We start from the raw sequence: 12,179 nt of genomic DNA, 5'->3' as shown, positions 1-12,179 counted from the left end.
CGAGAGTACAGATAACTGATTCCCATTTTATTTTCTCTGTTGTAAACGGTTCAAGGGCAGGGCTGGCAGTCAGGACCCTCTTTCAGAAAGTACAGATGGACGGGACCGAATTGGCCGGCAGGCTCCAAAAGGAGGGTTTGGGGATTGGCGAGTTTGAAGCGGGAGAGGACCACGCGCCCCCCCATGCGCACAAACTGGCTCATGTCATAATCCAATGAAACCTCGGCCAGGTTGCGGCTGGCTTTGGCCACGTAGGCATAGACATGGGATTCAATTCTCCTGTCGAGGTGATCCTTGGCTTTTTCCCGGGCATGAATTTTTTCAAACTCGTCATAATAGGCGCGCGGAAAGTCGTAAAATACGCCACCCAGGATGGGATAGCCATGGAAGAGGGCAATGGAGGGTGGAATACCGATGGTCAATATTTTTGTGGCCTGTTTGCCACCCGGAAAGCGTGCCTGGATGAGCGGGTTGATTTGTTTGAAAATATCCAGCATGAAATAGTCGCGCAGCCGCATGGTGCCACGGTCGTACAGGATGAGGGGATTTTCCGACTGATACACTTCGGTGCCCAGAAATTTGCCGAGGGTCACGTGGCTGTCTTCCGTGCCCTTGAGCAGTGTCCGGTTGCCGAGCGTGGCTTTGACGAAGACGGCCCGGAAGCCCATCTCCTGGGAGATGCCCAGATCATCCTTGATGGCCTCCTTGATGCCGGAAAATTGCAGCAGGGTATGGAGAGCCACCACCACCAGAAAACCGGCCAGGATTTTATCCACATGGGGCCAGGCGAGCTGCCGGGCTGTTTCCCGGATGGAGAGGATGCTCAGGGCAAAGACGATCCACCAGAGTGTGGGCGAGATTGTGTCCAGGCGTTTCAGATCCAGGGGCAGCTTGAACCATTTCATCAGAAATTGTTCGCTGTCAAAGACGGCGAAGAGAAAGCTGATCGCAACGAGCAAAGCCAGCACCGCTCCGAGTATTTTTCCTCTTGCCGCGATTTTTTGTCTGGAGACAATCCAGGTACCAGCGGCCATGGCCAGACCGACGAACACCCAGGGAAAATGGTAGGAAAAATGCCGTGTTTTCAGACCAATGAAAAAATGGTTGAGAAAGACGGACAGCACCTTGCTCCATTGAATCCGGGTGGGGGCGTCGAAGATGCCTTCGATCCGGAACGCAATCCGGAAGGAGGTATACGAATATCCTGGAAAAAACCAATGGTAGAAAAGCCGGAATTCAGCCACCACGGAGAGGAGGGTAAGGAACAGGGTGGCCCAGGCCAACCGGTGGCGGGCGGGGTGGTGCGTGGCAATGCCAAGCAGGGTACCGGCCAGCAGCCAGCCGCAGGCCATGAACCCTCCCCAGGCCAGGGCTGAAAAAAAGGGGTAGATGCCTATGACGATCCAGTTCCAGATCCCTGGGCGCTCACGCCACATGTTCAGGGCGGACCAGGCCAGCAGGGGGAGGTAGACTACGGTGCCGCTCCGGGTCATGGAGTGGGGAATCACGGCAAAGGAAAACGCCACAATGCCCACAATGAAGGCATTGAAAGCCTCTCCCCGGGGGATGAGATGATCCCGCAGCAGGAGCAGCATGCCCAAGAAGGCCACGCCATGCACGAGGAAACGTTCCACGACGAAGGCGGTAAAGGGGTCGAACAGGTGGTACAGATTGTAGGCGATATGGAAGTCACCCATGGCCAGGGCATTGAACGGCATACCTCCGGCCAGGTCTGGCACCATGTAGTTGGGATCGAGGAAGAGTCCCGGCAATCTGGCCCGCAGAACATAGTAGGGCAGAAAACTGTCCAGAAAATCCTGCACGATGGCATAGGCATTTTCCGGCGGCAGGCTTTGTATGACGAGCAGCAGGATCAGGGGCAGGGCACAGGCGGCCAGGATCAGACGTTCGGAGTTTTTCATGGAGTTTGCGTCACGGATCACCTGAGCCACCTTGTTCTGCTCCAGAGATTCAATCCTCTACTGTTGAGTGTGTGCCGGGCATGGTATACCGCGTTGCCCCGGATGACAACCAAATCGTTTTTATCTTGAATTGAGAGCCATTTCTTCGATATCTTTTCACCCTACCCCTCCCGTGCAGGCAATGCCGGCTGATGTTGTCCCTTGAAGGCATATTCTGAATGGATCCCGACATTTTTGTTTCCATCGCCAGTTATCGGGATGTTGACTGTGTGCAGACCCTGACCGATCTGTTTGCCAAGGCGGCACAGCCGCAGCGGATCCGGGTGGGTGTCTTGTGGCAGGTTGCTCCGGACGACGATGCGACCTTCACGCAGATACCCGGGCGTTGGCAGCGGTACATACGGGGCGAGGTGGTCGATGCGGGCAAAAGTCTCGGCGTCTGCTGGGCGCGGCATCGGATTCAAAAAAAATTCTGGGACGGCGAGCCGTTTTATTTCCAGATCGACAGCCATTGCCGGTTTGATCCCGGCTGGGACGAGCGGTTGCTGGCCATGTGGCGTGGCTTGGCAGTGGAACGCGCCATCCTTTCCACCCATCCCAATGCTTTTCATCCTCCTGACCAATTGCTGCGCAACGGTCTGCCGGTCATGAAGGCCGGGCGTTTCGATGACAATGGCACCCTGATTCCCATTGCCAAGATGACCCCTTTGGAACAGCGACCGGTCCGGCCCCTGCCGTCTCCCTTCATCGGGGCGGGATTTTTGTTTGGTCCGGCATCTCTGGTTCGGGATGTCCCTTACGATCCGTTTCTCTATTTCCATGGCGAGGAGATCAATCTTTCGGTCCGGCTCTGGACCTGGGGGTATGACCTGTTCACCCCCAATGACATTCTCGTGTATCACGATTATGGGACCGAACGCCGCCGACATCGCCATTGGGATGACCATGCCGACTGGACCCGGCTCAACCAGCGGACCACGGCCCGTCTGCAACATGTGCTGGGTGTCCAGGAGAGTACTGACCCGGAGGCCATCCAGCATTTGGAACGGTATGGTCTGGGCAAGGTACGGACCCTGGCGGAGTATGAAACCTTTGCCGATGTCGATTTTAGCAAACGCCATATTGGCGTGCGTGCCATGGATGCCTGGTTTCCGCACCCCCCTTCCACCCGACCTGAAGCCGTCACCATGCGGCACTGCTTTACCCGCATCTATCAGCACAATCAATGGCAGGCTCCGGAAACCCGCAGCGGCTCCGGTTCCGCTCCCCAGGTCACGGCCACCCTGCGCGACGCTTTGGCAACCCTTTGGCGTCAATTGAATGTGCGTCTTCTGGTGGATGCCGGTTGTGGGGATGTGCGCTGGCTGGAAGCCGTCACCGGCAGCCTGCAACTCTATCTGGGGTTTGACCTCGTTGAGGATCTGATCACCAACAATCGCATTCTGTACGGCATGCGCAAGAACCATTTTTTCAATACAGCCGACATCACCCAGGATACTCTGCCTCTTGGGGATTTGTTGCTTTGCCGGAATACCATGACCCATCTGCCCAATGCCCTTGTCCAGGCGGCTTTGGCGCAATTCCGGGCCAGTGGCACGGCCTATCTTCTCGCCACCACCTTTCCCGGGGTGGCCAATACCGACATTCCAGTGGGGCATTGGCGCAAGATTGATTTGACCGCCCCCCCTTTTTCCTTGCCCCCTCCCGTGCGGAGCATACCGGATGGGCATCCCGGTCATGGCGGCCATCTGGGACTCTGGAAGTGGCCTGATCAAAACGGTTGAAACCGGATGGCTGCCTTGCGAAACTCCGGCTTTCCGTCAGTCTCAATCCACCTGTTTTTGCAGAAAGGCCTGATCCATGCGGTCCAGGATCGTCAAACCTTTCGTGACTGAACCCCGGGCAGCCATGGTTTGAAACCGGATTTCTGCATCGAACTGGGTCAACGCCACTGTCGAGAGTTCATCAATCAGCTTGTCGAGGCTTACGTTCTGTTGCCGGGCCAGTTCCTTGAGCCGCTGATGTTTGGCGTCGGGAATACGGATTGTCAGGGTTCCCATCATGAACTCCTTTGAATCAATTCTGCTGGCTGGAACTGGCCCAAGAGGCATCTTCGACACACCTCCCGGTTGGCACCATCTGCGCTCAGCAGTGCCCAGACAAAGACGCTTGTATCAATCACGATGATCATAACGGAAATGATAGAGCATGTGCCATCAGAAAGAAACATGAGGTTGGTATCTTTCCGGGCCAGGGAGGAATACCCAGTTTTGTTCTACCATGTTGTTTTTCAAAATCTTTCAAAGCCATCGGTCAGGTCACTAATGGACACCACCGAAAATTTCAGCATGTCAAATCAGCAGGGTTGGTCCACCAAGCAGGATTGCCTATGACGATAAAATATATTCTTACATAAAAACGTCTAATTAATGGTATTTATTTTCATTATTAAATATAATTAATGTATGTTACGCCGTCAAATATTGTTTATTTTGCGATCGCAACCCAGAAATAACATATTGATAATTCATCTGATTTTAACATCGTATGTTGCGGAGGAGCCATTTTTATTGCCTAGCCTTGGTTTCCAATATTGACGTGCCAGTTAAATGATATTAAATGATTATAATGTAATAAAAAATTGTAACATAAAATGCTTGCTATTCAATGCTTTCTGGATTACCATTTCTAGAGACTGGTTGGCGATAAAATCGAGTTCCCTGCGATTCAGTCGGTCCATGAACGATGAGGGAATGAATCTTCTTGGGGTATGTTGTGATGTTATTAATTGAGAGGAGATTGAAGTGAATAGAGATGAAGAAATAAAAAGGGATCAAGAAGAGCAGTATTGGAGAGAAAAACATAGTTCCATAAGTCAACATACTCCCATTTTTTGGATGGGGTGTTATACTTGCGGAGAAGATACACCGCATTATGTTGTTGTAAAATAAAGAAGATTCTTATGTTTGTTGTCGATGCGGAACAAGGATTTAGCATTGTGACGCGGGTAATGTTTGGATCTCCTGATCCTCCAAAGACGTGTCTATGAGTCCCTTGCAAAAAGTTGAAGATGGGTCAAAATCGGGTTGGCAATGGCTTGATTTCAAGAGGCTCGTGTTTTGTGGAAATGGCTGGTTTGGTTTTTTGCAGGGGACTCATCACTCAAAGATGAAATCTGGAGAGTACCATTGAATACAAAGCAAATCGGACAGCCAGTTGTTCATGATCGCATGTGGTTGTTTGTAAGGTGGTAAATAATGGATTTTATTCCTCTTTATTTTGAGAATAAACTTGACGTCGTTAACCGTCAAGGGGATGTGGGTGTGGTCACCTTGTGGTCTCCTTTGTCTGTAGTCAGGAAACATTTTGAAAATGCAGGCGTTAATCTTGATCGATCTACGTCCCGCGTCGCTGCTTTTGGCACTCTGTACGGTAATGGTTTGCCTGAACTGTTACGCAATTTGCTCTATAATCCGCAAATTTGTTACTTGGTGTTGTTTGGAGTTGACTTGGGATCCTCCCGCCCTGCACTGACAGGTTTTTTCCAACATGGTCTGGAGATTACTGAGTTACTGGGAGTGTCCGTCCACCAGATTGTTGGTACCAACCAGAAACTAGACGGAGGTGTTGTTCCGGAGGACTTTGGTGGACGACTGATGATTACCGATTTGGGTGAACCAGGTGCGCCAAACGCTAAAGCTGGATTGGTGAGCTATTTTGCCAATCTGTCTCCACCGGAAAAGGGAAACAGGCCAGATCGCCGTAACGTGCTGATCCCCAGTATGTCAATTTCCGAAGTGCCTCGTTTTCCCTCCGATCCTCAAGGTCACAACATTGTAGCGGAAACTCCCATACAAGCGTGGAAAGCCTTGATTTACCATCTCTACCGATTCGGTTACCGCAATCGAAGAATAAATAAAGGGGATCGCATTGAGCTGCTTAATATGAAGGTAGTAATTAAACAACCTCATGAAGAGGAGCCGGAGGTCTTGTTAAAATATGGTTTTACTCCAGAGGAATTCACCCGCTATCAGAGTTCCATCCTCTCCCCTGAACTACCTCAAGATCAGTATTATGGCTATGGTCACCGGTTACGCACTTACTTCGGGAACGCAACGAACGGGTATTCTTCTGATACGTTGTCTTGGACAGTGAATAAGCTTAGATCTGATCCAGAGTCTCGGCATGCATATGTAGCCCTCTGGGATACTGGACGGGATGTGCTTTCCGACTCCAAGGGACATCCTTGTCTTGTTTCTCTTTATTTTCGTTGCTTTGAGCAGCGGTTGACTTTGACCGCTATTTTTCGCACCCACAATGCTCTGGACGGTTGGCTGAAAAATATTTATGGTCTCATTGCGGTCCAGCGTTTTGTCACCGAAGGTGTGGGGATGAAACCTGGACCACTTACGGTTATCAGTCACTCTATCAGTGTTAACCCCCAAGGAGGCGGACTGGAACGGGCCAAAGTAGTAAGTGCTTATCAATCATCGGAAGCAGGAGGAGCGTCGGAAGTAACAAATATTATTCGAGATCCTCACGGAGATTTTTTTATCTCGGTGGACACTAAAGCAGAGCAAATCATTGTGGAACACCAATACGAGGGTATGCGTCTGCATACCTATACCGGCACTAGCGCTGAGGAACTTGAACGGCAGTTGGTAACAGATGTTGCTATTTCCCGCATTGACCATGCTCTTTATTTGGGTCGAGAATTAGCTCAAGCCGAGGCGCGTTTGAATAAGGATTTGCGTCGTCGGAAAGGGTAAGAAGAGGAACTTTTTTGATATTGGCTTTGCCTGGTTTTCGGACTAGAATTTTGACCAGACAAACGTGTAATTAAGATTGCTGGTTTGTCAATTAACATGAATAGAAGAAGAAATTAACGGCTTTTTCTAAACAATTTAAAATTAGCGCATAAACTTTAATGATGATTTTTCCATATCTATTTGAAACGAAATGAGAAGCATACTATCATGTTTGTTGTTATAGTTAATATATCTAGTCAATTTTTGGGCTATCCAGTTCTTTCTAGCATTGCCTGATATGTGCTTGTGTATAAAATTGTTTGTTGAGTTTGTTTTCTCGCAGACAGATTGGAGAATATGATGGTTATTACCCGTATAGAACATATCAACGAAGCTGATTTACTGAAGAGATTTGCAAAAACTCGGTTGTGTGGTTATGGTCAACCTCTTATTTATGAGCATGCTCGTCTCGAATTGGTGCGTCAAATAGATCCGAGGAATCTTTTTCCTGCTCAAAAGTATGTGCTGCGGGAAGATTTCGAGCGATTGCACGCACTTCATAATGGTTTTATGGCACAAGGTGTAGATATTTTTAATCTTGAGGGTGGGCTTTTTTTCTGGATGAAAAATCCAGAAATACACAATTGTGAAGATGGGCCTATACCCTTGACTCCGCCAATGGTAGAAATGTCTCATGAGCCTGATGGGCGAACTATTCCTTTAATTAACGACGGCATGCACAGGATTTATGTCGCTATGCGTTTACGCAAGAGAATAAATGTAGTGCTAGCCCATGACGTTCCATTGGATTATCCTTACTATGCCTATGCTTTAGAAAAGGGATGGGATGAGGTTTTGGAACTTAACGAACTTCCTGAAGGCTTTGTAAAAAAAGAATATCGGGACCCAAAACAGTACAAAGCATTATTTCGGGATTTTAACGCGATTTTTGATGGAATTCAAAAACAGCGTAAGCAAACAAATCCAATAATTTTGAAAGCCTGATTCTTTAACAAGTCGTTTTATTTTGGAGTAAAGCCATGTTTATTTATGATGATTCAGTTACAGTTAAGAATCTTATAAAACTTCAAATTGATTGCGAAGCTGACACCAATGAAAATAAGATTAATATTTTGCAGTTAAGCGATTTGCACCTTGATCCGACGATTATTGAGCAAGAAGCAGTTCTTAAAGAGCTTTCGGAAAGCGTTAATCAAAAAGTCAAAGAGCTTAAATGGGGAAAACTAGATCAGGTCGTGTTCAGCGGAGATTTTCTGTACGGGAAATCACTTATTGAATCCTCCAAGATAGAGATGAAAAAGAGGACTGAAAAAATAGACTTAAATATGATGGTTGAAAATAAATATCATGATTCATTTGGGAAATGTGTTGCATTTATTGAGAAACTTATTGATAACGTAGCTAAGAATTTGGATGGAATCAGGAAATCTGTACTGGTTGTGCCAGGAAATCACGATTTATTACGTTTTCGAGAATCTAGCATGATATCAAGCGGTAAAATGATACCGCCACGGATTAGTTGTTACATTAATCGATTTGCCAGTCGTTTTTTAAAAGTTGATCTAATGGAAGATGAAAAGTATAAAATGGTAAATTGTCCATCATTGACATTAACCAGCCGTATGAATGGTGTAGTTGCTATCGTTGGTTTTGACTCGAATCATTTTGAGTACAATCAAGGTGAAGAACCTGATTCACCCAGCGTTGGTTGGGTTAATAGAAGTCAAATCGAGATGGCGAAAAATATGCTTAAGTGGTTAACAGAAGTTATTACTGATCGACCGCTCTACATTATTACAGTTTTTCATTATCATTTGCTCCCGGTTGATGCCAGCGCCAATTTTCAGCGAACTTACGATAAAAAAGAGTTAACATTTCTAGTTGATACACAGTGGGTTATTGAGCAACTTCAAGATTATCAGGTCTCTTTGGTCCTACATGGGCATCGTCACCTGAATGCGTTACAGAATGTCTCTTACCATCCGTTTGATATGCTTGGCAGTCGGCGTAACATGCTCCAAATAATTTCTTGCCCCCCGTCCAAAGAAAATGATAATAACGGTGTACTGCTTCAACTTGATCTCTTGGCGGGTGGGATGCGGATTGAATTTCTCAAGAAATCATCTAAAGCTGACAGACCAAAAAGCATTCCCATGGTTTCTGCATCGCGCATTTCTCCAGGAGAAATGCGTTTGTATCGTGAAATCCATGCATGGTTGGACGGGGAAAATTTGCCAAGTGGGAGACCAGTCGATTTATTGGCTAAGGTGGAAACATCGCGAGACAAAAGCGCAGTAAATAAGTTCAAAAATTTGTCAGAAAGTGTATGGAAACAATTTGGATACGTGCAGTGTTGTTCATTGCCTGAAGCGTTTTGGAGTAATTCCAAACAAGATAATTGTTTGGGGCAATTATTTTCCAAAGAACAGGCACCTATTAATTTTCCTCTTTTACCTGAGTCGCATCCAGGACCAACAAGTAGTTATTCTCTACTTCTCCTGGTAAGATACGTTAGAAGCAATAACAGATACGACATTCTTCTTAATAACCATTTCCCACTTCGCATGTCTGATTTTAGTGCATGGGATACTTTATTAATGCCAGCCTTTAAGGCGCACGAAATACGGGAGTTTCTCTATCGCATCAAGATGGACATGATTGCAGCCACCGATCCAAGGAGTAATGTTAATCCATACCTGTATGTAGATGAAGAAAAGCTTATGAAAGAACTGGATAATAAGCTCAAGGAATTGAATTCGGATGCTATTTTGGATATTGCAAAGCAACGGCGTTTTGTGGCAAATGAATCTTTTGTAAGGTTCAGCCCTACGGATGGCATTCCTAGAAAGTACGAATATACCCTCACTACCCTGGACTATTTTGCAGCAGACCATCGCGATGGGGATAAGCGAAGTTTTTTCAAGATTCTGAATAGAATTCATACCGTAGATGTGTCAACATTAAATAAAGGAGCGCTTCGCTGGGAAGGAGAAATAAGCCGTGGCAAACCTACACTACATCGGGGTATTGTCTGGTTTCCACTGAACGAGTGGCGGAATTGTCCTGCAATCGTGGCACGAAATGCTGATGTCATGTGTTGGGTTGAAACGTGCTTGAATAACATGCGTGGACCAGAAAATATTCGAATTGGAGATCGGGATTATTATCATAATACGGTATGTCTTGGTGAGCTTAACCTGAACAATGAAGGAAAACTCGTTAAACGAGTGGTTGCTAATATGACATTTGATAAAAATTGTCCAGATGTTAGCGATGAGGTAAAGGAAAAAATTAACTGTTATCCGCAAAATCTTAGTAAAGGTTTGGAGTTAGTGAAATTAAATAAAAAAATGGATTTAAACGGTTCGCAGCCATACTTAGGCAGTAGTATTAGCCATGCTTATCTTAAACGAGAAAAAGACAATATTGTTGTATTCAGTGATAAGGAACTAAAGAATAAACTTGGTTTATTACGACCGATTCAGCGTTATGTTCTCATTGATGGTTTAAAACGGGTTGAGAGGCTGTCTAGCGAACTGGATGCGCTTGGTTTTGACATTAAGAATTTGGAAGGGTATCTGATCGTAGAAATGGTCAATTCCGTGAAATTATTATCTGTATTACCACCCGTCATTGAAAGCACCCAGACTCGAGAAGTAAATAAAGAAAATTCTGTTAATAATGAATTTTTGGTTTGTGATGGTAACCATCGTATCGTTCATCATTGTTGGAATAAAGAAGAAATATATAAAGTTGTTTTAATAGATGGTCCTGCTTACCCGTATTATGCTTATCCGTTTGCAGCCAATGAATGGTATGTCACTGCCAGTCAGAAATTATATATTCCACCTTCTCACGCAAACTGTAAATACACACCGCGAAATGTTGTACAGGAGATTCAGGGAATATCTGGTCAAAAAATTCCTGAGGGGGAACGTTTTCGGCGCTATTTTAGAGATTTCGACTCTTCCTTCATCCATGTTGGCGGTCAGGGTGGTAGGCCATTTTAGAATTCTCCGAAAGAATCATACTATAGGTAAGGACGCATTGTGATTACGTAATAATATTAAATTTAGCCGATATACTTCGCGAGTTTCTTCGAAAAAGACGGAGATGCTTGTGCTTTGATCCCGGTCAATAATTCTGAATTTACTCGTTCTTTCGATCCTCATTGCAAAATCCCCACGACGGCCCCGGTCATGAGGGTGGCGAGGGTGCCGGCGAGGATGGAGCGCATGCCCAGGGCGGCGATCTGGTCGCGGCGGGAAGGGACCATGGCTCCCATGCCGCCGATCATGATGCCCAGGCTGCCCAGGTTGGCGAAGCCGCACAGGGCGTAGGTCATGATGAGGCGACTGCGGGGCGAGAGGGTTTCCGGGGGCATTTGGGCGAGATTGAGGTAGGCGATGAACTCGTTCAGGATGGTTTTGGTGCCCATGAGCATGCCGGCAGCCGGGGCCTCGCTCCAGGGAATGCCCATGAGCCACACGACCGGGGCCATGAACCAGCCCAGCAGACGTTCGAGGGTCAGGGGGAGGCCGGCCACGTCCGGCAGGAGACCGCCCAGAAGACGATTGGTCAGGGCCACAAGGGCCACCAGGACCACAAGCATGGCGATAATGTTGATCAGGAGTTGTATCCCTTCGGCGACGCCTCGGGTGACGGCATCCATGGCTGAGGCGTCCTGGTTCGGGGGGACATATTCGCCTTGGGTGGTGGTGGATTCGGTCTCGGGAATCAGGATGAGGGCGGTCATGATGGCTGCCGGGGCGCTGATGAGGGAGGCGATGAGAATGTGCCCCATGGCGTTGGGCAGGATTGGTCCGAGGATGCCGGCATACAGGGCCATCATGGTGCCGGCGATGGTCGCCATGCCGGAGGTCATGAGGGCGAACAGTTCGCTGCGGGACATCCGCTCCAGATAGGGTTTGACGAGGAGGGGGGCCTCCACCATGCCCAGAAAAATATTGGCTGCCGCTCCGAATCCGAGGGCACCGCCCACGCCCATGGCGCGTTGCAACAGGTGTGAAAAGAGTTTGACCACCAGGGGCAGAATGCGCCAGTGGAACAGCAGGGCGGAGATGGCACTGATCACGAGGACCAGGGGGAGGGCACGAAAGGCCAGGATGAAGCTGTTTTGCGGCTGGTCCATTTTGAAAGGGGCTGCGCCGCCGCCCAGATAGCCGAAGACGAAGGTGGTTCCGGTCTGGGTGGCATCCTGGAGTGCGGAGAGGGCGTTGTTGAGGGCCAGAAAAAACCCCTGCAAGGTCGGCAAGGCGAGCAGCAGCCAGGCGATGCCGATCTGCAAAGCGACTCCCGAGACCACGATGCGCCAGGAAACCTTCCGGCGTTGTTCCGACAGGATCCAGGTGATCAGGACCAGGGCGAACAGGCCCAGCAGACTGTGCAGGTTCATGGCAGATAAAGAACGTTTGAAAGACTGGGATGGGGGTCCAGGGGGAAGGGCTGCGCCCTTCCCCCTGGCGGG

At 48.1% G+C, this 12,179-nt stretch carries 7 protein-coding genes; 4 read left to right on the top strand and 3 right to left on the bottom strand.

Translation table 11 applies throughout. The features are described from left to right. Positions 1–50: 50 nt before the first annotated feature. A complete protein-coding gene (locus HQL65_07305; GenBank protein ID MBF0136031.1) occupies positions 51–1,943 on the bottom strand; it encodes a hypothetical protein in 1,893 nt (630 codons plus the stop codon). A gap of 197 nt (positions 1,944–2,140) precedes the next feature. Between HQL65_07305 and HQL65_07300 the strand changes: the two genes are divergently transcribed. Further along, positions 2,141–3,706: a hypothetical protein gene (locus HQL65_07300; protein MBF0136030.1), complete on the top strand. Its 1,566-nt coding sequence runs from the start codon at positions 2,141–2,143 to the stop codon at positions 3,704–3,706. Between the two features lie 42 nt (positions 3,707–3,748). On the opposite strand, the gene HQL65_07295 is transcribed toward HQL65_07300, so the two are convergent. Next, on the bottom strand, positions 3,749–3,982 hold the full coding sequence (locus HQL65_07295; GenBank protein ID MBF0136029.1) for a toxin-antitoxin system HicB family antitoxin: 234 nt from the start codon (positions 3,980–3,982) through the stop codon (positions 3,749–3,751). Between the two features lie 1,197 nt (positions 3,983–5,179). Here HQL65_07295 and HQL65_07290 point away from each other — a divergent pair. From HQL65_07290 to HQL65_07280, 3 genes are all read left to right on the top strand, one after another. After that, the gene (locus tag HQL65_07290; GenBank protein MBF0136028.1) at positions 5,180–6,691 is read left to right on the top strand and encodes a hypothetical protein; all 1,512 of its coding nucleotides are present in this window, start codon (positions 5,180–5,182) and stop codon (positions 6,689–6,691) included. Between the two features lie 339 nt (positions 6,692–7,030). Beyond that, positions 7,031–7,675 (top strand): hypothetical protein, encoded by a 645-nt coding sequence (locus tag HQL65_07285; protein ID MBF0136027.1) that lies wholly within the window; start codon positions 7,031–7,033, stop codon positions 7,673–7,675. A gap of 35 nt (positions 7,676–7,710) precedes the next feature. Next, on the top strand, positions 7,711–10,701 hold the full coding sequence (locus HQL65_07280; protein MBF0136026.1) for a metallophosphoesterase: 2,991 nt from the start codon (positions 7,711–7,713) through the stop codon (positions 10,699–10,701). A 158-nt stretch (positions 10,702–10,859) separates the two neighbouring features. Here the strand turns inward: HQL65_07280 and HQL65_07275 are convergent, their stop codons facing one another. Further along, complete coding sequence (locus tag HQL65_07275; GenBank protein MBF0136025.1) at positions 10,860–12,107, bottom strand: nucleoside:proton symporter; 1,248 nt, start codon at positions 12,105–12,107, stop codon at positions 10,860–10,862. Between the last annotated feature and the right edge of the window lie 72 nt (positions 12,108–12,179).

This window comes from Magnetococcales bacterium, assembly GCA_015228935.1.
Classification (GTDB): domain Bacteria; phylum Pseudomonadota; class Magnetococcia; order Magnetococcales; family DC0425bin3; genus HA3dbin3.
Note: the sequence above shows the minus strand (reverse complement) of the source record. Positions and strands in the feature narration are given on the sequence as shown.

What these genes read in the sequence shown, in the direction of transcription:
- HQL65_07280 (MBF0136026.1), top strand. Translation starts at nt 7,711, where the DNA reads ATGTTTATTTATGATGATTCAGTTACAGTTAAGAATCTTATAAAACTT.
- HQL65_07275 (MBF0136025.1), bottom strand. Translation starts at nt 12,107, where the DNA reads ATGAACCTGCACAGTCTGCTGGGCCTGTTCGCCCTGGTCCTGATCACC.
- HQL65_07290 (MBF0136028.1), top strand. Translation starts at nt 5,180, where the DNA reads ATGGATTTTATTCCTCTTTATTTTGAGAATAAACTTGACGTCGTTAAC.
- HQL65_07285 (MBF0136027.1), top strand. Translation starts at nt 7,031, where the DNA reads ATGGTTATTACCCGTATAGAACATATCAACGAAGCTGATTTACTGAAG.
- HQL65_07295 (MBF0136029.1), bottom strand. Translation starts at nt 3,982, where the DNA reads ATGGGAACCCTGACAATCCGTATTCCCGACGCCAAACATCAGCGGCTC.
- HQL65_07300 (MBF0136030.1), top strand. Translation starts at nt 2,141, where the DNA reads ATGGATCCCGACATTTTTGTTTCCATCGCCAGTTATCGGGATGTTGAC.